The organism is Nocardia sp. NPDC058666, assembly GCF_042714895.1.
Taxonomy (GTDB): Bacteria; Actinomycetota; Actinomycetes; order Mycobacteriales; family Mycobacteriaceae; genus Nocardia.
This window is the reverse complement of the sequence record NZ_JBHXRY010000008.1, coordinates 52920-73103: the sequence shown is the minus strand read 5'-3', so window position 1 is coordinate 73103 and position 20184 is coordinate 52920. Positions and strand designations below refer to the sequence as shown.

Genomic DNA, 20184 nt, shown 5'->3' with positions numbered 1-20184 from the left:
CAGTTCCCGGGCTCGACACCGAAACACCCGATATAACAACACCTTCGGGCACTGAGGCGCCGCCAGAAGGCGGCGGCCGACCACCAGCCAGCCCCGACAACGGCAGCGCAGCCAATGGCGGCGAACCGACCACTCCCGCCGGCACCGACACCGGCAACCCAACCAACGTCGCCCCCACCACACCTGCCGGCACCGACACCGGATCCCCCTCGACACCCCCAGGTGACCAGGGCTCGCCGACCAACGGGGCACCCTCCCCACAGAACGGCACACCCGAGGCCCCGACAGCGGGAACCCCTTCCTCCGAAGCCCCAAATAACAACGGCGCGAACGGAACTTCCCCCACTGGCGACCCGGCATCACCGAACACGAATACCCCCAACCCCGCAGAACCGGCATCCACGCCAGGCGACACCACCCCAACCAGCCCGAACTCCAACGGCCCCACGCCAACGGGCGACGCAACTCAGTCGACCCCGAATAGCAACGCCCCCACCGAAACCCAAAGCCCTACCGAGACCGCACCCTCAACCCCCACCAACCCCAGCCCACAGTCTCCCAGCGATACCCCTACAGCGACCACCCCAACAACCGAAACGCCCAACGCCCCCACCTCATCGCTGGATCTCCCTTCCCAGGACCCCGCACCCCAAAGTCCTGCGACCGACAACAACCCAGCCACTCCACCCACCGCACAACAGAACCCATCCCAGACCACCCAAAACGACCCCAGCACCACCCCTCCCGAAACCACCCGCCCGACCTCCACAGACACTTCAACGGCGACCGCCACCACAGCAACTGCTCCCCCACCTCAAACTGCACTCCCCACGCCCACAACAACTCCCACACCGCCCAGCACTGCGCCGACCTCCCCACCCCCGATCACCCAACCGCCGCTTTCCCCGCGGTCAACTACACCTCCGCCGGTGCGTACAACACCAAACGGTGCAACCTCGACTGCGCCGTCCGATCGGACTGCGCCCCCGCCTCGGCGAACAACCACGCCAGCGGACCGCGAGACACCCCCTGCAACCAGCCCTAACCAGCAGTCGACCTCCACTCCGACCGTCAACCTCACCCAAACGGTCACGGCCACAACAACTCCGACACCGACGCCCGCTCACCAACCCCCCGACCCCGGCTACAGCCCCGACGCCCGCCCCTTGCGCGATGCGTTGCGTACTCAACCACCCCACGACGGCCGCACCACCACCGTCGACGCGAATCAGACACCGACCCACCCACGCCCCTCCTACCGAATTCGCCGCTACCAGGTCGGCAGCCGCTGGGTCTCGGTAGCTACCATCCGCGCCCACATCCCCAACGCGCACCTGATGACTGCGGCCGAGCTGAGCCTGGAGATCGAATTTGCCCAGCGCGCAGTGGATTCCGCGTTCAATCACGCCCAGGAGCTCCGCAGCGGCGACCAATTCCTGGTAGATCTCGAGCTGACGACCGACCCGGATGCCGCCGATCTGCGGCTGAACTTGCAGCAACATCCGTTCGACCTTTCCAACGACCTCCGCGAGCACATGGGCTTGCCACGGAGCACCCCCGATACGCCTCTGAGCCCCGACGACCTCCGCGCGATCAGCAACGACATCGCCCGAGCCAACACGCCATCCCCACTGCCCGATATGCCACGCACGCGCGTATTCGCCCCCGGTTACCTGCGCGGCGTCGAGATACCCCAGTACCAGCACGCGGTCGAAGACGCCCTCCGCGACGGAAACCGGTTCATGATCGGTGCCGACCCGAGAACAAACCCCTACGGGGGCCTGATCAACGACGGTGGGCCACATGTCCCCGGCCGCAACATCAACTGCCTGGACGCGTCCCTGTCCGCACTGTCATCGTTCAACGGCAGGCCAGAAGTCGCCGCGCCCCGAACCATCGATCTGGATGCCGACGGAACAGTCAGCCGGCGAGGAGAAGAACACGGTCCGAGGCGTGCCGAAGCGTGGCTCGGCGGTCAATGGCAGACCTTCGCGAGTCCGAATCAATCTGTCCCTCAACAATTTCAAGCTCTTCATGACTGGATCAGCCAGATGGGGCCCGGTTCGTCGGCGCTGGTCATCAACTCGTGGCAGGCAGGCGGGTCGCACGCAACCACTATCGTCTATCCGATCGGTGCCAGCGGACCTGTCTGGTGGGATCCGCAGCAGTCGACATTCTCCGACACACCCCCGGCGAGCCTGACTTCTCAGTCCACTTCGTTCACTTTCATGACGGTCGACCAGCAGGGAGCAGCGAATGGAACCGCTACAACTCCGAACAGCGGAACAACTGCGGCAGTACCTGGCACGAATATTCCCGACACGGGAATTCAGCGTGCTCCAGAGCCGACACGCATGGATCTGCCGCGAGATTCTGACCCCGGCGGAGGTCGAGAAGGGGATGGGTCTAGGCCTGGCGAGCTACGTAGTGGACAAGGAGACCGGGGTGGTTACCACCCAGCCGAGCCTGGCGTTGGAGACGATCGGGGAAATGTACGACACGGCGATCGAAACGGGGAATCCGCTGCGAGCCGAACAGGTCTACCCACCACTGAATCGGCTGACACTGCAACAGCTCCGGCAAGACCAGGAGACGATCGAGTACCTGGTGACAGTCGAGTCGACAACGACAACCCCGCCGTCAACGGAGAACCTGCATCTGACCATCAACAAAGCGACCTTGGAAACCACTCCGTACACACCCCTGGCACCGATGGTGGCCGCGAGGGCGGCGTGGAGTCAGCAGCGCAACGGCACGTGGCCGACAACGGAGACGTTCGAGGTCTAGCCGGCACGCCGGACTCGAACAGCCCCATCGCCGGCACAAGCCTCACCCCGCAGGAAATCGCCAACGCCGACCAGACCCGGCAAGCCCGAGAATCCCTGCGCCCTCGAACCCCCGAAAACGACCGATCGACCCGCGTGAACCCCTACGGCGGACGTTCGTATCAAGTCGCCCGCTATCCCAACGCATTCGGCCAACCCATCCAGGTCATCCGCGTCACCGCCCACATCACCGGCGACCCCGACCTACCCCAAACTGCCCTCGACGCGATCACCGACAGCGCCCAACAAACCATCGACCACGCCCTCAACCAAGGCCACCGATTCCCCAACGGCGACTGGGTAATGGTCGACGTCGTCCCCGTCACCAACCCCGCCGAGGCCGATATCCACCTCGACCTCAGCAACACCCCCACCACCGACCTCGCGAACACCATCCGCCAAAACCTCGGCCTCCCAACCCAAAACACCCCTGGACTCACCCCCACCGACATCCAACAACTGGCAGCCGACATCGACCGCGCCACCATGACCGGCGGTCAACAACCATCATGGGCCGACCAGCACGCCACCACCCCAGAAACCCCTGCCGAGTCCGCCACCACCGAACCCACCGTCGACCTCGACGCCATCCACAACAACCACGCCGAACAAACCCCCGCCGGCATCTCCCACCACCGCGGCGACCCCACCATGGGCGACCTCCCCCACCGAGTCCCCGCCGACCCCACCCGCTTCACCGCCGACACCCACATCACCCCCGACGGCCACGCCATCATCGGCGGCCAAACCCTGACCCCCGAGCAATACGGCGACCTACTCCGCCGCTCCAACTGGGACGGCGTCACCCCCATCCGCCTCATCGGCTGCGACGCCTCCACCAACGGCTTCGCCGACCGACTCGCCCAACACCTGGGCGTAGAAGTCCTCGCGCCGACCCAAGCTGCCTGGACCGATGCCAACGGAAACGTCTTCAGCGCTTCCGCTATCACCAACCCAGACAACACTCGCCGTCCACGCATTCCCCCCGACGGCCAATGGCAAACCCACCACCCGAACGGGGCCACTACAGCCTCCGATCCGCAAGGCGGATCGCCTATCCAATCGGAGTCGGCGGACTTCGATTCAAATGGTGCGATCAGTCGAGGAGCGGTGGGATCTAACCAGCCGAGCGACCCCGACGATCTGTCCGCCGCTGAACCGTGCGCAGAAGTGGACAGCGATCCGCAGCCGTATGGCATCGATGTGCACAATCGAACAACCAATGAGCGTCTATACCGTAGTGACAACCGCCCCCCGGACGTAATCTTCGAGGAAGGTTTCCAGCCGAGGGACGCTTCACATACAGACCTTGTAGACTATGTCGAAAACGACACGTCTTCCGTCTTTGTTGGGACATCACGAAGGGATGATATCGGCGAAGAATTCGGAGGACATTACACTTACGAAATAGAATCACCCGGAGGTATTGATGTCAATCAAACATTGGGACCTCACATTTCCTCATACGAGCAAGAAATCGCCTTCCCTGGCGGCATACCCCGCGAGGACATACTTGGCGCACGACCGTACAATTATTCAACAGGGGAGCTGGGCGATTTTGTGAGGAATCCGAACTATGACCCGAGGAGCGTGAGTGGATAGCCACAGCAAAATTCCTGTTCGCGAACGGGACATCGTCCTTATTGGTCGAAATTCTCCCGTCAAGGGCCGCGCGGTCTGCGTTCTAAACGGGACGGATTACACTGTGAGCATCACAGCCGCAGGACGTACCTACGCGCGCACGGCTGTCAGCGCATTCGAGGCATTGTCCGATGTGCGAGATAACCTGGAGCCCGAGGGTTTAGAGCCCGCGATAGAGGGTGCCTGCATTGATGTATACCCGAGCGGACTACAGCTCAATATGGTCGGCGGAATTCGTGCATACCGGTGGACCGGCGGTCCTCGGCCAACCGTGGTTGAAATATTCGCAGACGTGCCCGAAGGGGAGTATGGACGTCTCGCAACCACATCCGCACAGCGCGAGTTTACCGCGAGAATTAGGGGCCTGAGAAATGGGAAATGACCGATCCCCCGAGAGGATCATTACCGACGAGATTCGGGCCGAAGCCCTAACCAGGCCAGGGGGGTGGATATATGCCTTAGATCCGTATTTCGAATCTAAGGACAACGTTCCACCATACGGAATCGAGGGTGCATGGAAGGTCGACGACGACGGATGCGTGATCGACCATTTTCATGTAAACAAAAATTACAAACCGTCACCAATAACGCTCGCGATGCCAGCTCCCCGCGATCCAGTTGAGGCTGCGATGCAGCTATCCGCAACGGGATACGGATCCGATCGTGAGGTGAACCGAGCCCTGATGAATGCCACTGTATTCGTCAGGACCACCGCACCTCAACAGTTGCCGATATATACCGACGCCGATTCCTCATTTGTAGATGTATTTACTAATATGGAAGCTGCTATAGTCGGCAGTCCCGAGATCGATGAGATTGCATTCCCATCCTTGCTGCACGCACTTCCGGATGGTATTCTTCTCAGAATAAATCCGGGCTCCTCGATCACTGTTCGCATACCAATCGACAAGCTGCGACTGGCCTGAGTCGACCACCCGCAACGATGTATATAGCAGGGAATTTTACAGAATTTTGGCCGCTCAGCGTTTCACCGATCAGATCCATCCGAAATAGCGTTGCGAGCGAGCCAGTTGTGCACTCAGAAAAAATATTTCGATACCTCACCAACGGGCACATGATCTCAGCAATTATGGATGCGCCGCGAGATATATTCAACTCAGACGTGAGCATTCCGGGTGCAAGTTCGATTTACACCGACGGCGAATGGATATGGCGATCTGATCTTCAATACTACTTCTCTCGATACCACGTCATTCTTCCTATCGAGTTCATGAACAGAATCTCCGAGTTCGGATATGAGGTGCCCTCAGTTCCGGATGATCAACTGGACAGCATCAGCGATGAAATGCAGGAAAAGATCTACAACTTGTGAAGCACGCAGGCGGGCACAAGCAATAAGGTCGCACACGAATCACTGGTGGCGTGAAAATTGCCCAAATTCGAGGGCGCGGTCGCGGACCTGGAGCTGCCGGATCGAGAACGATCGATGGACCCGGCCCGCAATCAGCGAGACCGAATGAAGGCTACTGGCGAGTGTTTCTGCTAATTACAGAATGAGAGGACATTTCGATATGAAGGTTGCCGGAAGCTTCGATGAGTTAGGTTGATGGCGAGTGGATTTGGCGCAGCTTCCGCCGTCGGTCAGCTCGAAAGATATGTGTCAGCTAACCGAAGAAGTATCGGCAATTCACGTTGGTTCAGTGGCGTACCAACGCGTGACCGTGGCCCGAACCATCCAGGTCGAAAACATGACGACACCCGTTCTGGACGAATGATCACCACGCTCTCAGCAGAGCATCGCCCGAGAAGGGTCCACGACCAGAGCGTGGTGATCAACCGTCCAACGGGACGAGCCGCGCGTACGGCCGGTAGACCCGACCGCGCATCGGCGGCGGGGGCATCGTTGGTCAGACTATGACCGGACGGTCGCCGAACGGACGCCTTCGGCGAGTTCCGCGGTCAGGGCGCGTACCGCGTCGAGGCCCTCGGGCACGGCCGAGACCAGGGCGGATCCGACGATCACGCCGTCGGCGTAGGCGGCGATCTCGGCGGCCTGGGCTCCTGAGCGGACGCCGAGGCCGACGCCGATCGGGATGTCGGAGTGGGCGCGGATGCGCGAGCACAGGGCGGGGGCGGCCGAGGAGACCGCGTCGCGGGCGCCGGTGACGCCCATGGTCGAGGCCGCGTAGATGAAGCCGCTCGAGGCTCCGAGGGTCTTGACCAGACGCTCTTCGGTCGAGGACGGGGCGACCAGGAAGATGCGGTCCAGGTTGTGCGTCGCCGAGGCGACGAACCAGTCGTCGGCTTCGTCGGGGATCAGGTTCGGGGTGATCATGCCCGCGCCACCGGCGGCGGCCAGGTCACGCGCGAAGGTGTCCACGCCGTATTTGAGCACCGGGTTCCAGTAGCTCATCACCACGGCCTGACCACCGGCGTCGGCGATCGCGGAGACCACGGAGAACACGTCGCGCACGCGCACGCCGCTGCGCAGCGCCTGCTCGGCGGCGGCCTGGATGACTGGGCCGTCCATCACCGGGTCGGAGTAGGCGACGCCGACTTCGACGATGTCACAACCGGATTCGACCAGGGCACGGCACGCCGCGATGGAACCGGCGAGGTCGGGGAAGCCCGCGGGCAGGTAGCCGATCAGGGCGGCCCGGCCTTCACTGCGCGCGGTAGCGAAGGTGTTGGCGAGGCGGGACTGCGGGCTCACTGGTTGTGCTCCTGTGCGTCGTCATCGAACAGACCGAACCAGCGCCCGGCGGTGTCCATGTCCTTGTCGCCACGACCGGACAGGTTGACCAGGATGACCGAACCCTCGCCCAGTTCCTTACCCAGCTTCAACGCGCCCGCGACAGCGTGCGCGGACTCGATGGCGGGGATGATGCCCTCGGTGCGCGACAGCAGCAGCAGCGCGTCCATGGCCTCGGTGTCGGTGATGGGCCGGTATTCGGCGCGGCCGATGTCCTTGAGATGGGCGTGCTCGGGGCCAACACCCGGGTAGTCCAGACCGGCCGAGATCGAATGCGATTCGATGGTCTGGCCGTCTTCGTCCTGCAGCAGGTACGAGTAGGCGCCCTGGAACGCGCCTGGCGTGCCACCGGTGAAAGTGGCTGCGTGCCTTCCGGTTTCGACACCGTCGCCCGCGGCTTCGAAACCGACGAGGCGAACGGCGGCATCGGGGATGAACGCGTGGAAGATGCCGATGGCATTGGACCCACCGCCCACACACGCCACGACGGCGTCGGGCAGCCTGCCGGCCTGGTGCGGGAGCTGGATCTGCTCGCGCGCCTCGAGGCCGATCACGCGCTGGAAGTCGCGCACCAGCAGCGGGAACGGGTGCGGTCCGGCGGCGGTGCCGAAGCAGTAGAACGTGTCGTCGGCGTTGCTGACCCAGTCGCGCAGCGCCTCGTTGATCGCGTCCTTGAGCGTCTGCGAACCCGAGGTCACCGGGATCACCTTCGCGCCGAGCAACCGCATCCGGGCCACGTTCAGAGCCTGGCGGGCGGTGTCGACCGCGCCCATGTAGATCACGCAGTCCAGGCCCAGCAGCGCGCACGCGGTCGCGGTGGCCACGCCGTGCTGGCCTGCCCCGGTCTCGGCGATGACGCGGGTCTTGCCCATCCGCTTGGCCAGCAGGGCCTGGCCCAGCACATTGTTGATCTTGTGCGAACCGGTGTGGTTGAGGTCTTCGCGCTTGAGGAAGATCCTTGCGCCACCGGCATGTTCGGCCAGCCGGGTGCATTCGAACACCGGCGAGGGGCGGCCGGAGTAGTCGCGCTGCAGCCGGTCGAGTTCGTCGAGGAAGCCGCGGTCGGTGCGGATCTTGTCGTACTCGGCGGTGACCTCTTCGATCACGGCCATCAGCGCTTCGGGCACGTGCCGTCCGCCGTAGACGCCGAAGTGGCCGCCCGCGTCGGGTTCGTAGTCGGAGTACTCGGCGACACCGGCGCTCGCCGGGGGCAGCACCGTCACCGAATGCTCCGGCGCGCGGGCTTCGGGCAGGACGGGTGCGCACCGGCGGTGGCCAGCTCTGACACCGCCGCACGCGGGTTGCCGCTGGTGACCAGGCCTTCGCCCACGAGCACGGCGTCGGCGCCCGCACCGGCGTAGGCCAGCAGGTCGGCGGTGCCGCGGATGCCGGACTCGGCCACCCGGATGACCTCCGAGGGCAGGCCGGGCGCGATCCGCGCGAACACGTCGCGGTCGACCTCGAGGGTCTTGAGGTTGCGTGCGTTGATGCCGATCACCGAGGCGCCGGCTTCCAGCGCGCGGTCGGCCTCTTCTTCGGTGTGCACTTCCACCAGGGCGGTCATGCCCAGCGATTCGGTGCGGTCGATCAGCGACGCGAGCACGTCCTGCTCGAGCGCTGCCACGATCAGCAGGATCACGTCGGCGCCGTGGGCACGGGCCTCGTGGATCTGGTACGGGCCGACGACGAAGTCCTTGCGCAGCACCGGGATGTTCACCGCGGCGCGCACGGCGTCGAGATCGTCGAGCGAGCCACCGAAGCGGCGGCCCTCGGTGAGCACGCTGATGATCCGCGCGCCACCCTCTTCATAGGCCTTGGCGAGCACGGCGGGATCGGGGATATCGGCGAGCGCACCCTTGGACGGGCTGGCACGCTTCACCTCGGCGATCACGCCGATACCGTCCTCGTGCAGCGCGGCGTGTGCGTCCAGCGGTCCTTTGACCGCGGCGGCAGCAGCTTTGATCGCTTGAAAATCGAGGAGGGCTTCGCGAGCGGCAACATCCGCCCGGACCCCGTCGAGAATCGAGTCGAGTACCGTCATCTGGCTCGAATCCTTTCTGGGGAGACGCACTTCTCGCCTGAGAGTCCCCTCAGGCGCTGTCTCACCGATGCTGATCAAGAATAAGGGTCGCCCGCACGTGTGGATGCGGCGGGGGTGCCGGGGGTCACTGTCGCCGGGTCACGGTCTGTGGTCGCCGGGCTTGCTGTTGTCGCTGGTTTCGGGCGCGGGGTCGGTGGGGTCGGTGCCCGCGTCCAGGGCATCCCACAGCACCCGGTCGGAAAGCGGTGCGGCGGTGGTCTGCTTGCCCACCGCGGCGCTGGCGTCGGCGCGACGGAACACCGGGTTGTCGTACTTGCCGGTGTCGGCGGCGCGTTCGTCGGTGCGACGGGTGAGCAGTATGCCCGCGGCCAAGGCGCAACACGCGGCGGCGATCGACAGCAGCGCGGGACCGAGGTGCGCCTGCGCGCTGTCCACGACCGCGCGCACCGGCAGCTCGGCCAGGGTGCCCGCCCGCTCGGCGGTTCTGCCCGCGCCGACGGTCAGCGCGAACCCCGGCACCGCGGCCACCGCCGCGATCACCGCGATCACGACCCCGAGCAGTTGCCTGACCACGCCTTTGACCGCGAACGCGGCCGCGATCGAGGCCAGCAGCACCAGTGCGAGCGGGGTGAGCGCGCCGAACCACACGCCACCGTTGAGGTTGTCGGTGCGCGGTTCGGTGAGCCCGTCGGCGGAGTGCACGGTCACCCACGTCATCCGCGAGGCCGCCCACAAACCGCCTGCGGCCAATGCCAACAGCACGACAGGGACGACCGGCTTGGCTGCGGTAGACCTTGCGGGCGCGTCTGTCATAGCTCGCCACCCTCATAGGTCCGCAGCGTCTGCGCCGCGGCGATCGCCTTCAACACCGCCATGGCCTTGTTCCGGGCCTCGGTGTCTTCGGCGATCGGATCGGAATCCGCGACCACCCCCGCACCCGCCTGCACATACGCGGTCCCGTCCTTGAGCAGCGCCGTGCGAATAGCGATGGCCGTGTCGGCGTCACCGGCGAAGTCGAGGTAGCCCACGACCCCGCCGTAGATCCCGCGCCGGGTCGGTTCCAGTTCCTCGATCAGTTCCATCGCCCGCACCTTCGGCGCCCCCGACAGCGTCCCCGCCGGGAAGCAGGCCCGCACCGCGTCGAGCGCGACCTTGCCCTTCGCCAGGTGCCCGGACACCGTCGACACCAGGTGCATCACGTGGCTGTACCGCTCGACGTGCCGGTACTGGGTGACCTTGACCGTGCCAGGCTGACACACCCGCCCCAGATCGTTGCGCCCCAGGTCCACCAGCATCAGATGCTCGGCGTTCTCCTTGTCGTCGGCAAGCAGATCCTTCTCGAGCAGGATGTCGTCCTCGGCGGTCTGTCCTCGCCACCGCGTGCCCGCGATCGGATGTGTCGTGGCCACACCATCTTTCACGGTCACCAGCGATTCAGGACTGGACCCCACGATCGAGAACGCGGTGCCACCCTGCCCGTCGGGAATGTGCATCAAGTACATGTACGGACTGGGATTCGACGCCCGCAGCATCCGGTACACGGCCAGCGGCGACCCGGTGTAATCCATTTCGAAGCGCTGCGACAGCACCACCTGGAACGCCTCGCCCGCCTCGATCTCCTTGATCAGACGACGCACGCCCGCACCGAATTCCTCGGTGGTGCGCCTGCGCAGAAACTGCGGTTCGGGCTGGTCGAACACCGCCACCGTCGACGGCGCGGGGGTGGCCAATGCGGCGGTCATCTTGTCCAGGCGCGCGACCGCGTCGTCGTAGGCGGCGTCGACGTTGGAGTCGGTGCCGTCCCAGTTCACCGCGTTGGCGATGAGCGTGATCGCGCCCTCGTGGTGGTCGAACGCGGCCAGATCGGTGGCCAGCATCAGCACCAGTTCGGGTAGCCGCAGATCGTCGGCGGCCAGTTCGGGCAGCCGTTCGATGCGGCGCACCGCGTCGTAACCGAGGTAGCCGACCATGCCGCCGGTCAGCGGCGGCAGGCCGGGCAGCCGTTCGGTGCGCAACAGTTCGAGGGTCTCGTGCAGTACGCGCAGCGGGTCGCCGCCGGTGGGTGCGTCGGCGGGCACCGCACCCAACCAGGCCGCTTCGCCGTCGATCACGGTCAACGCCGACGGGCTGCCGGCGCCGATGAACGACCAGCGCGACCACGACCGTCCGTTCTCGGCGGATTCGAACAGGAAGGTGCCGGGCCGGTCACCGGCCAGCTTCGAATAGGCCGACAGCGGAGTTTCGGAGTCCGCCAGCACTTTTCGGGTCACCGGGACGACCCGGTGCTCGGCGGCGAGCAGCCGGAACTGTTCGCGGGTCGTGGTGGTTGGTGTCGACGCGCCCTGCATGCGCCCATCATCCCAGGCGTGCCGCGCTCGGTGCGCGCGGACCCGACCCCGCGCGCAATCGCGGCGTGACCGGGCTCACTACACTCGCGCGCGTTCCATGTCGAATGCGCTATCCCCTTCCCGAGAGGAGCAATGTTGTACCCCTCGCACCAGGGCGCACAGGACGGCCGTGTGGTCGTCCCGTCGCAGCAGCACTACGGTCCCGGCCAGCAGTCGGCCCGCAGCGCGCTCAATTCGTTCGTCACCTACGCCAAGGCGATTCAGGATCTGGACAAGAAGACCTTCCCCGACGAGTACGCCGGGCACAGCGACCGCCTCCGGGAGCTGGAACCGTTGTTGCGCGCGCACGGCATTCTCGACGTGATGCAGATCCGCAATCCCGATATCGCGGCGCTGTTCTCGCAGTAGGTGCAGGGAAGGGCCCTTCTTCGCACGCGCGGACGGGGGCCCTTTTCACCCGCTAGGGTCGGGGTATGCAGCCAGGCCAGCCCGCTCCGCAGTTCGAGCTCCCCGACCAGTCCGCACAACTCCGTTCGCTGGACGGCTTGCTCGCCGACGGCCCGGTCGTGCTGTTCTTCTACCCCGCCGCCAACACCCCCGTGTGCACGGCGGAGGCCTGCCACTTCCGTGATCTCAGTGGCGAGTTCGCCGCGTTGGGCGCCACGTGCGTCGGCATCAGCACCGACAGCACCGAGGTACAGGCCGGATTCGCCACCAAGCAGCGCCTGGATTACCCGGTGCTGTCCGATGTCGACGGTGCCGTGGCCGCCGCGTTCGGTGTGAAGCGTGGCCTGCTGGGCAAGATCGCCCCGGTCAAACGGCACACCTTCGTCATCGACACCGATCGCACGATCTTGAAGATCGTCACCGGCGAGATCCGCGCGAACGTGCACGCCGACGAGGCGCTGGCGTTCCTGCGCGAACGCACCACCACCCCCGAGTAGCACCGTCGGCGAAACGCCGGGCCACGGATCGACGCCCGGCACCCCGCACGCCTTTACCCTGGGGCAATGACAACCGGCGAGGTGCAGTCGAACGGTCAGAAGTCCACCGCCATCGTGTGGCGTAACCGGGCGATCATGGTGGTGGCCACGCTCGTGGTGCTGGTGGCCGCCTACTTCATCCTGGCCTCGTTCATTCCGCGATGGTGGGCGCAGCGCCTGGCCAACACCGTGCACGGCAGTTTCAGTTCGGGCATCTGGTGGGGCCTGGTGTACGGCATCGTGTTCACGTTGGTGCCGTTGCTGCTGCTGATCTTCGCGGTGCGGGTGTGGAAGAAGAAGGGCGGCAAGTTCCTCGCGGGCGCGGCGGCGATCGTGGCATTGGTGTGCGCGCTGCCGAATCTGATGACGTTGACGATCGTGTTCGGTGGCAACAATGCCGCACACGCGGGCGAACGCATTCTCGACGTCGACGCCCCCGCTTTCCGCGGTGCCAATCTGGTCGGCGCGATCATCGCCGCGCTGTTGTTCGCGCTGGTGCTGGGCCTGATGGGCAAGCGTGGACTCAGCCGTCACAAGGCCGCCAAGGCCGCCGAGGCCGCGCAGCAGCCGCCGCAGCGCTCCACCCCGCCGATGACCGGCGACCGCTAGCACCACCGCACAGCCGCGCGACGGTGTGAGTGAGCTCACGACCGTCGCGATCTGGCGGACGTCACAGCGACGTCGTGGCAAACTCGGTGAGGTGCGCGCCCCACTCCCTGTTATCCGTCGCCGCGCCGCGAGGCAGTTCCGGCGATGACCCAGTGGCTCGACCCCGTCGAACAGCGCGCATGGCAGGCGATCGTGGCGCTCATGACCCGGATTCCGGGCGCGTTGGACACCCGCCTGCAGCGCGAGTCCGGCCTGACCCATTTCGAGTTCCGGGTGCTGAGCATCCTCTCGGAGGAGGCGGGCCATCGCCTACAGCTCAGTGACCTGGCCCATAAAGCAAACGCGTCGCTATCGCGGCTGTCGCATGTGGTGTCGAAGCTGGAACGTCTGGGCTGGGCGCGACGCGACACCGCCGCGGGCCGACGCGGGGTGTACGCGGTGCTCACCGACGACGGTTTCGAGAAGGTGATCGCCGCGGCGCCGGGCTATGTGGCCGCGGTGCGCGGGCTGGTCCTGGACGGGCTGTCCGACAAGCAGACCGCGCAACTGGCCGTACTCGGCGAGACCATGTCCGAACGGTTGAATCGGATCCTGGTCGACGACGACTAGTTCGCGGCCAGTAGCACGTCGGTGTCGAAGCAGGTGTGGGTGCCGGTGTGACAGGCCGCGCCTTCCTGATCCACGATCAGCAGCAGCGTGTCGCCGTCGCAATCCAAGCGCACCTCGTGCACGTACTGGGTATGCCCGGAGGTTTCGCCCTTGACCCAGTACTGCTGACGCGATCGCGAAAAGTAGGTCGCCTTACGGGTTTCCAGCGTGCGGGCGAGGGCTTCGTCGTCCATCCACGCCATCATCAGCACGTCGCCGGTGGCCTTCTCCTGCGCGATCGCGGCGATCAGTCCGTCCTCGGTGCGCTTGAGGCGGTCGGCGATTGCGGGGTCAAGGCTCATGCCTCGTTTATAACAGTCTGCAGTTCGATGGCCACCAGCAGTTCGACGAGGTCGTTGACGCTGCGTACATTGCGGCCGGTGAGTTCCTGGATGCGCCCCAGCCGGTATTTGGCGGTATTGAGGTGGATGTGCAGCGCGTCGGCGGCTTCGCGCAGGTTCATGTCCGCGGCGGCGAACGCGCGGATGGTCTCGGCCAGCGAGCCGCACCGCGCGCGATCTTCGGCCAGGGCGCTGCTGATTCGCGGGTCCACCAGTTGCCGGGTGGTCTCGTCGGCGCGCAACAGCAGGTATTTGAAGGGGGTGAGCTGCGGCAGCGCGAGCACTCCCCCGCCTTCGGGCAGCAGGGCCAACGCCGCTTGCGCCTGCCGGTAGGCGCGCGGAATCTGCGCGACTTCGGTGACGGCGGTGCTCACCCCGATCGCCAGGGTGACGCCCTCGGCGGCCAGCTTGTCGCGCAGTTCGCGCAACCGCTCGCACAGCCCGTCGGCCGGCCCGTCTTTCATCAGGGCGGGCACGGCCACGATCTCCGACCCGCGCACCACCGACATCGTCCGCAACCCGTTGACCGTGCAGCGCGCCACCGCCGCCGCGACCAATTGCCGTGCCTCACCGAGCTTTTCGGCGGTGTCGCCGCTGTGTTCGGCGGTATCGAGCACCACCGCGGTCACCACAACCACGGGCGCGACCCGTTCGGCGCCGATGCCGTGCGCGGTGGCCACCGACAGATGCGGACCGCTGGCGGGCAACGCACCGTCGAGCAGCGCGTTCATCAGCGCCTGACTGTCGCGCCCGGATTCCGCGGCCACATACTGCTGGAAGTCCAGGTACGCGTCGGTGGCCTGACTGCTGACCAGGTCGGTGTAGCGGGCCAGCGGCCCCGCCATCGACAGCACCGCCTCGCGCCCGGCCTCGGTGTCACCGGCGTGCCGCAGCAGCGATTTCCAAATGGCCTGCTGGCCCAAGCGAAACGCCGCGATGTAGTCCGACAGCGGCAGCCCGGCGCGAGCGCGGCGCGCGGCAGCCCGACGGGCATACGCGATATCGGACGGACAGATCCGGCGATGTTCGAGCAGCGCACCCAGACCCGTGCGGCTCAGCCGGGCCAGCTGATCGTGCACATCCTGGAGTACGACCGGGTCGGCGGTGGCGTATCCGGGCAGCTGCACGCGGATCTTGGCCATCACATCGTCGGCGATCACCTCGGCGTCGTCATAGGCGCACCCGGCGATCCGTTGCCGCTCTGCCTGCACCGATTCAGATTCGGACAAAAAAGGCAATTGTGACCCAGGCGACATAGTCGGGGAGTGTGCATGACACCACTCAGAGTGTCAACTACGTCACACTGTCCGCAGCGGACGATCCCTGCCGCAAAACTTGGTCCACAGCGTCCAATGTGGGCTGTGACCTGCAAATTTAATATTGGCGCCATGCTCGAGATATCCAACCTGACGGTGCGCTTCGGCGGCATCACCGCGTTGCAGGACGTCGGGTTCACGGTCGCGCCCGGCGAGATGGTGGGCCTGATAGGACCCAACGGCGCGGGAAAGACCACGCTGTTCAACTGCATGACCCGCCGCAACCGCCCGACCTCGGGCACCATGCGCTACCTCGACACCGACCTGGGCAGCGTGCGCCCCGATGCGCTGGCAGGCCTCGGCATCGCGCGCACCTTCCAGAACCTGGGCCTGTTCCAGCGCCTGTCGGTGCGTGACAACGTGCTCATCGGCGCCCACCATCGGGCCTGCGCGGGATTCGTGTCGGCGGGCCTGCGGCTGCCCAAGGTGCGCCGCGAGGAGAAACTGCTGCGCGCCGAAGCCGACGAACTGCTCGAACGCCTCGACCTGACCGCGGTCGCCGACCACCCCGCCGCCGGGCTGCCGTTCGGCACGCTCAAGCGCATCGAGTTGGCCAGGGCGCTGGCGGTGCGGCCGAAACTGCTGCTGCTGGACGAGCCGGTCAACGGCCTGAGCCACGGCGAAGTCGACGAATTCGCGCAGCGCCTGCGTGCCCTGCAGGCCGACCTGAAACTGACCGTGATCGTGGTCGAACACCACATGGGCTTCGTGATGGGCACCTGCGACCGGGTGATCTGCCTGGAGTTCGGCCAGGTCATCGCCGAGGGCAAACCCGAAGAGGTTCAACAGAATCCGGCCGTTATCCGTGCGTATCTAGGGGCTGCGGCATGAGCGAGTTCTTGAAGATCACCGACCTGCACGCCGGCTACGGCGCCGCGAAAGTCCTGCATGGCGTGAGCTTTTCGGTCGACAAGGGCACCGTCTGCGCGATCCTGGGCCCCAACGGCGCGGGCAAGACCACCTTGCTGCGCGCGCTGTGCGGGATGATCAAAGTCCGCGGCAGCCTGCTGCTGGACGGCGACGAAGTGTCCGGTCGCGCTCCAGAAGCCATGGCGCGCATGGGCGTTGCCCATGTCCCCGAGGGCCGCGGCACCTTCGCCCCGCTCACGGTCGAAGAGAACCTGCGCCTGGGCGCCTATCCCCGACGCGATCGTGCCGCGGTGGAAACCGACCTGGCTCGCGTCTACGACTACTTCCCGATCCTGCGCGACAAACAGCGCGACGCGGCAGGCGGCCTGTCCGGCGGCCAGCAGCAGATGCTGGCCATCGGCCGAGCCCTGATGCTGCGCCCCCGCATGTTGCTGCTGGACGAGCCCTCGCTGGGTTTGTCGCCGCTGGTCACCCAGGAGCTGTTCGGGATCGTTCGCACCATCAACGAAGAGGAACGCACCACGGTGATCGTCGTCGAACAAAACGCCCACCTGGCCCTGAGTGTGGCCCAGCAAGCGCACGTCCTGGAAACCGGACGCATCGTGTTGTCGGGCACCGCCGAGCAGATCCGCGCCGATGAGCAGGTCACCCGCTCCTACCTGGGCATCACGGTGAAGCCGTGATCGAATTCCTGCAGCAACTCGTGGAGGGCCTGTCCGCGGGCGCCATCTACGCGGGCCTGGCACTGGCGCTGGTCCTGATCTACCGGTTCACCGGCATCGTCAACTTCGCCCAGGGCGAGCTGGCCATGTTCTCGGCGTTCCTGGCCTGGCAACTGAGCCAGGTCATGCCGTTCTGGGCGGCCCTGCCGCTGACCCTGGTGATCTCGTTCGCCGGCGGCATGCTGATCGAACGGGTGGTCATCCGCCCGGTCGAGGGCGCACCCGAGATCACCCTGGTGATCGTGACCATCGGCTTGTTCTTCACCATCAACGCCATCGCGGGTTGGATCTGGTCGTATCAGACCAAGTCGTTCCCGAATCCCTTCCCCGAGGGCGCATTACGCGGCGGCGGCCTGAGCATCGGTTACGGCAGCCTCGGCATTCTGATCGTGGTCGCGCTGGTCATGGCGCTGCTGTATCTGCTGTTCCGGTACACCCGGATCGGGCTGGCGATGCGGGCGGTGGCGTGTAATCCGCAGTCCGCCAAGCTGGTCGGCATTCGAGTCGGCACGGTGCTGGCACTGGGTTGGGGTCTGGCCGCACTGGTCGGGGCGGTGTCGGGCGTGCTGTCGGCGCCGCTGCTGTTCCTCGAGCCCAACATGATGGCGGGCGTGGTGATCTACGCGTTCGCCGCGGCGACCCTGGGCGGCATGGACTCCCCCGGCGGCGCGGTGGCGGGCGGTTTGATCGTCGGTGTCGCCGAAACCCTCACCGGCGCGTACGTCGACTGGATCGGCACCGAGCTCAAAATCGGTGTGCCGCTGGTGATCATCCTGGGCGTGCTGTTGCTGCGCCCGCAAGGTCTGTTCGGACACGCGGTGGTGGAACGAGTATGAGCGAGTTGAACATTGCGGCCCCGGCGGCGACTTCTGCTGCCCCCCAATCGAAATCGATCACCGATCGGCTGAGCACCCTGCGCTGGCCGTTGATCGCGACCATCGCGGTCGTGCTGGTGGCCACCGTGGCCCCCTTCCAACTGGTGCCCTTCCACACCTTCCAGCTGGCCATGGCCATGATCTACGCGGTCGCGCTGCTGGGTTTGAACCTGTTGGTGGGCCACACCGGCCAGATCTCGCTGGGCCACGGCGCCTTCTTCGCGATCGGCGCGTACACCGCGGCGGTGGGGATAGTGCAGTGGGACCTGCCGTATCTGGCCACGATCCCGATCGCCGCGGCCATCACCTTCGTGCTCGGCTTCGCCCTGGGCGTGCCTGCCCTGCGACTGCGCGGCCTGTATCTGGCACTGGTCACCCTGTCGATCGCGATCTTCCTGGTCCCGCTGCTGAAGCACTTCGACGGCCTCACCGGCGGTTCGATGGGCCTCACGGTCACCAAGCCGCAACCGCCCGCCTGGACCGGCCTGGCCGAGGACCAGTGGCTGTACTTCCTGGCCCTGGTCACCGCCGTGCTCAGCTTCGTGTTCGTCGCCGGAATGCTGCGCTCCCGGGTCGGTCGCGCACTGCACGCGGTGCGCGACAACGAAACCGCCGCCGAAGTACTCGGGGTGAACCTGGCCCACTACAAAACCCTGGCCTTCGCCTGGAGTGCACTGCTGGCCGGCATCGCGGGCTGCGTCTACACCTGGGTGATCGCCTACGTCTCGCCGGACTCGTTCGCGTTGGCACTGTCGATCACCCTGCTGGCCGCGCTGGTCGTGGGCGGGCTCGGCACGACCTGGGGGCCGGTGATCGGCGGACTGTTCATGATGTTCGTGCCCAGCTTCGCCCAGGACGTCAACAAAGCCGCCCCCGGCGTCATTTTCGGACTGCTGATCATCGCGGTCATGTACCTCGCGCCCAAGGGACTGGCCGGCTTGGCCACCCAGTGGACGCAGTGGCTCGGACAACGTGTCCGGAAAGGGAAATCTCATGCGCATTAAGGCAATTCGCACCATCGGCATGACCGCGGCACTGCTTGCCACGCTCACCGCCTGCGGTGGTCGTGGCGAGGAAGCCGGTTCCGTCGGTCAAGGTGACTGCAAGGGTCAGCAGACCACCGGCATCACCGACACCTCCATCAAACTCGGTGGGTCCTATCCCCTGTCGGGTCCGGCCTCGGCCTACGCGGAGATCCCCAAGGGCGCCAAGGCCTACTTCGACTACATCAACGCCGAACAGGGCGGCATCGACGGCCGCAAGGTCGAGTACCTGGTGCGCGACGACGGCTACCAGCCGCCCAAGACCGTCGAGGAGGTCCGTCGACTGGTCGAACAGGACCAGGTCTTCGCGGTGTTCCAGACCCTGGGCACCGCCACCTCCTCGGCGGTGTGGGATTACCTGAACCAGCGCAAGGTTCCGCAGATCTTCGTGGCCACCGGCGCCAACAAGTTCGGTGCCGACCCGGCGAAGAACCCGTGGACCATCGGCTGGCAGCCCAGTTACCACACCGAGGCCACCGCCTACGCGCAGTACGTGAAGAAGCTGAAGGCCGACGCGACCGTATCGGTGCTCTACCAGAACGACGACTTCGGCAAGGACCTGCTCAACACCTTCACCGCGGGCATCGCGGGCAGTGGCGTGAAGGTGATCGCCGAGCAGAGCTACGAGGTCACCGACCCCACCGTCGACGCGCAGGTCCGCAACCTGGCCAACTCCAAAGCCGATGTGTTCCTGAACTTCTCGACGCCGAAGTTCGCGCTGCAGGCCCTGGCCGCGGACGTGCGCAACATCGACTGGAACCCCAAGCACGTGCTGGCGCAGGTGTCCAACACCTCCACCAACATGAAGCCGGTGGGCTTCCAGAACGTGCAGGGCGTGGTCAGCGCGGCCTTCCTCAAGGATCCGGGCGACCCGCGCTGGACCGCCGACAACGGCATGCAGACCTTCAAGACCAAGGTCGCGCAGTACTCCCCCGGCGCCGACACCGGCAACGGACACCTGATGACCGGCTGGGCCATGGCCGAGAGCTTCCACAAGACCATGGCAGCGGCGAAGTGCCCGACCCGCGAGGGCCTGCGCGACGCGATGCGTTCGATCGACAACGTCGCCGTCGATCTCATGCTGCCGGGCGTGTCCATGAAAACCACTGCCACAGACGGCTTCCCGCTCGAAGCCATCGGCATGATGACCTTCACCGGTGACCACTGGACGGTCAGCGACGAGGTCATCAGCACCGCGGGCAAGTAGCA

General features: G+C 65.7%; 19 protein-coding genes. 12 read left to right on the top strand and 7 right to left on the bottom strand.

The genetic code is table 11. The features are described 5' to 3' along the window. The first annotated feature begins 1337 nt into the window (after positions 1-1337). The 3 genes from ACFWVD_RS19040 (at position 1338) to ACFWVD_RS19030 (ending at position 5799) form a co-directional block, all read left to right on the top strand. Positions 1338-4427, top strand: a complete 3090-nt coding sequence (locus ACFWVD_RS19040; RefSeq protein WP_379244489.1) for a toxin glutamine deamidase domain-containing protein — start codon at positions 1338-1340, stop codon at positions 4425-4427. Positions 4428-4837: 410 nt separating this feature from the next. Beyond that, on the top strand, positions 4838-5392 hold the full coding sequence (locus tag ACFWVD_RS19035) for a type VII secretion system-associated protein (RefSeq protein ID WP_379244487.1): 555 nt from the start codon (positions 4838-4840) through the stop codon (positions 5390-5392). Positions 5393-5541: 149 nt separating this feature from the next. Then, positions 5542-5799: a hypothetical protein gene (locus tag ACFWVD_RS19030; protein ID WP_379244485.1), complete on the top strand. Its 258-nt coding sequence runs from the start codon at positions 5542-5544 to the stop codon at positions 5797-5799. Positions 5800-6339: 540 nt separating this feature from the next. On the opposite strand, the gene trpA is transcribed toward ACFWVD_RS19030, so the two are convergent. The 5 genes from trpA to ACFWVD_RS19005 all read right to left on the bottom strand — a co-directional run bounded on the left by trpA (position 6340) and on the right by ACFWVD_RS19005 (position 11568). After that, positions 6340-7140, bottom strand: coding sequence for a tryptophan synthase subunit alpha (gene trpA, locus ACFWVD_RS19025; protein ID WP_379244483.1), 801 nt, complete (start codon positions 7138-7140; stop codon positions 6340-6342). Next, complete coding sequence (gene trpB / locus ACFWVD_RS19020; RefSeq protein ID WP_379244481.1) at positions 7137-8402, bottom strand: tryptophan synthase subunit beta; 1266 nt, start codon at positions 8400-8402, stop codon at positions 7137-7139. The genes trpA and trpB overlap by 4 nt, the downstream gene beginning before the upstream one ends. Further along, positions 8399-9220, bottom strand: a complete 822-nt coding sequence (gene trpC / locus ACFWVD_RS19015; protein WP_379244479.1) for an indole-3-glycerol phosphate synthase TrpC — start codon at positions 9218-9220, stop codon at positions 8399-8401. Before trpC ends, trpB begins: the two co-directional genes overlap by 4 nt. 138 nt (positions 9221-9358) lie before the next feature. Then, the gene (locus ACFWVD_RS19010; RefSeq protein ID WP_379244477.1) at positions 9359-10033 is read right to left on the bottom strand and encodes a TIGR02234 family membrane protein; all 675 of its coding nucleotides are present in this window, start codon (positions 10031-10033) and stop codon (positions 9359-9361) included. After that, positions 10030-11568 (bottom strand): anthranilate synthase component I, encoded by a 1539-nt coding sequence (locus ACFWVD_RS19005; RefSeq protein ID WP_379244475.1) that lies wholly within the window; start codon positions 11566-11568, stop codon positions 10030-10032. The genes ACFWVD_RS19010 and ACFWVD_RS19005 overlap by 4 nt, the downstream gene beginning before the upstream one ends. A 132-nt stretch (positions 11569-11700) precedes the next feature. Between ACFWVD_RS19005 and ACFWVD_RS19000 the strand changes: the two genes are divergently transcribed. From ACFWVD_RS19000 to ACFWVD_RS18985, 4 genes are all read left to right on the top strand, one after another. Further along, the gene (locus ACFWVD_RS19000) at positions 11701-11976 is read left to right on the top strand and encodes a hypothetical protein (RefSeq protein WP_379244473.1); all 276 of its coding nucleotides are present in this window, start codon (positions 11701-11703) and stop codon (positions 11974-11976) included. A gap of 65 nt (positions 11977-12041) precedes the next feature. Then, positions 12042-12512 (top strand): peroxiredoxin, encoded by a 471-nt coding sequence (locus ACFWVD_RS18995; RefSeq protein WP_379244471.1) that lies wholly within the window; start codon positions 12042-12044, stop codon positions 12510-12512. Between the two features lie 66 nt (positions 12513-12578). Next, positions 12579-13160 (top strand): permease, encoded by a 582-nt coding sequence (locus ACFWVD_RS18990; RefSeq protein ID WP_379244469.1) that lies wholly within the window; start codon positions 12579-12581, stop codon positions 13158-13160. 144 nt (positions 13161-13304) lie between these two features. After that, positions 13305-13769 (top strand): MarR family winged helix-turn-helix transcriptional regulator, encoded by a 465-nt coding sequence (locus ACFWVD_RS18985; protein ID WP_379244467.1) that lies wholly within the window; start codon positions 13305-13307, stop codon positions 13767-13769. Here ACFWVD_RS18985 and hisI read toward each other — a convergent pair. After that, positions 13766-14110 carry a phosphoribosyl-AMP cyclohydrolase gene (gene hisI / locus ACFWVD_RS18980; RefSeq protein WP_379244465.1) on the bottom strand — a complete coding sequence of 115 codons (345 nt, stop codon included), beginning with the start codon at positions 14108-14110 and terminating at the stop codon, positions 13766-13768. The two genes, ACFWVD_RS18985 and hisI, sit on opposite strands and share 4 nt — an antisense overlap. Next, entirely contained in the window at positions 14107-15378 is a 1272-nt protein-coding gene (locus ACFWVD_RS18975; RefSeq protein WP_379244463.1) for a PucR family transcriptional regulator, read from the bottom strand. Before ACFWVD_RS18975 ends, hisI begins: the two co-directional genes overlap by 4 nt. Before the next feature lie 159 nt (positions 15379-15537). On the opposite strand from ACFWVD_RS18975, the gene ACFWVD_RS18970 reads away from it, so the two are divergent. The 5 genes from ACFWVD_RS18970 to ACFWVD_RS18950 are packed head-to-tail and all read left to right on the top strand — an operon-like array spanning position 15538 to position 20182. Then, positions 15538-16296, top strand: coding sequence for an ABC transporter ATP-binding protein (locus tag ACFWVD_RS18970; protein WP_379244461.1), 759 nt, complete (start codon positions 15538-15540; stop codon positions 16294-16296). Next, on the top strand, positions 16293-17018 hold the full coding sequence (locus ACFWVD_RS18965; protein WP_379244459.1) for an ABC transporter ATP-binding protein: 726 nt from the start codon (positions 16293-16295) through the stop codon (positions 17016-17018). The genes ACFWVD_RS18970 and ACFWVD_RS18965 overlap by 4 nt, the downstream gene beginning before the upstream one ends. After that, positions 17015-17893, top strand: a complete 879-nt coding sequence (locus ACFWVD_RS18960) for a branched-chain amino acid ABC transporter permease (protein WP_379244457.1) — start codon at positions 17015-17017, stop codon at positions 17891-17893. Before ACFWVD_RS18965 ends, ACFWVD_RS18960 begins: the two co-directional genes overlap by 4 nt. Beyond that, a complete protein-coding gene (locus tag ACFWVD_RS18955) occupies positions 17890-18936 on the top strand; it encodes a branched-chain amino acid ABC transporter permease (RefSeq protein ID WP_379244455.1) in 1047 nt (348 codons plus the stop codon). The genes ACFWVD_RS18960 and ACFWVD_RS18955 overlap by 4 nt, the downstream gene beginning before the upstream one ends. Beyond that, positions 18926-20182, top strand: coding sequence for an ABC transporter substrate-binding protein (locus ACFWVD_RS18950; RefSeq protein WP_379244453.1), 1257 nt, complete (start codon positions 18926-18928; stop codon positions 20180-20182). The genes ACFWVD_RS18955 and ACFWVD_RS18950 overlap by 11 nt, the downstream gene beginning before the upstream one ends. Positions 20183-20184: the final 2 nt, after the last annotated feature.

Coding starts and splice junctions, on each gene's coding strand:
- ACFWVD_RS19040 (WP_379244489.1), top strand. CDS start 1,338: ATGACTGCGGCCGAGCTGAGCCTGGAGATCGAATTTGCCCAGCGCGCA.
- ACFWVD_RS19035 (WP_379244487.1), top strand. CDS start 4,838: ATGGGAAATGACCGATCCCCCGAGAGGATCATTACCGACGAGATTCGG.
- ACFWVD_RS19030 (WP_379244485.1), top strand. CDS start 5,542: ATGATCTCAGCAATTATGGATGCGCCGCGAGATATATTCAACTCAGAC.
- trpC (WP_379244479.1), bottom strand. CDS start 9,220: ATGACGGTACTCGACTCGATTCTCGACGGGGTCCGGGCGGATGTTGCC.
- ACFWVD_RS19010 (WP_379244477.1), bottom strand. CDS start 10,033: ATGACAGACGCGCCCGCAAGGTCTACCGCAGCCAAGCCGGTCGTCCCT.
- ACFWVD_RS19005 (WP_379244475.1), bottom strand. CDS start 11,568: ATGCAGGGCGCGTCGACACCAACCACCACGACCCGCGAACAGTTCCGG.
- ACFWVD_RS19000 (WP_379244473.1), top strand. CDS start 11,701: ATGTTGTACCCCTCGCACCAGGGCGCACAGGACGGCCGTGTGGTCGTC.
- ACFWVD_RS18995 (WP_379244471.1), top strand. CDS start 12,042: ATGCAGCCAGGCCAGCCCGCTCCGCAGTTCGAGCTCCCCGACCAGTCC.
- ACFWVD_RS18990 (WP_379244469.1), top strand. CDS start 12,579: ATGACAACCGGCGAGGTGCAGTCGAACGGTCAGAAGTCCACCGCCATC.
- ACFWVD_RS18985 (WP_379244467.1), top strand. CDS start 13,305: ATGACCCAGTGGCTCGACCCCGTCGAACAGCGCGCATGGCAGGCGATC.
- hisI (WP_379244465.1), bottom strand. CDS start 14,110: ATGAGCCTTGACCCCGCAATCGCCGACCGCCTCAAGCGCACCGAGGAC.
- ACFWVD_RS18970 (WP_379244461.1), top strand. CDS start 15,538: ATGCTCGAGATATCCAACCTGACGGTGCGCTTCGGCGGCATCACCGCG.
- ACFWVD_RS18965 (WP_379244459.1), top strand. CDS start 16,293: ATGAGCGAGTTCTTGAAGATCACCGACCTGCACGCCGGCTACGGCGCC.
- ACFWVD_RS18955 (WP_379244455.1), top strand. CDS start 17,890: ATGAGCGAGTTGAACATTGCGGCCCCGGCGGCGACTTCTGCTGCCCCC.
- ACFWVD_RS18950 (WP_379244453.1), top strand. CDS start 18,926: ATGCGCATTAAGGCAATTCGCACCATCGGCATGACCGCGGCACTGCTT.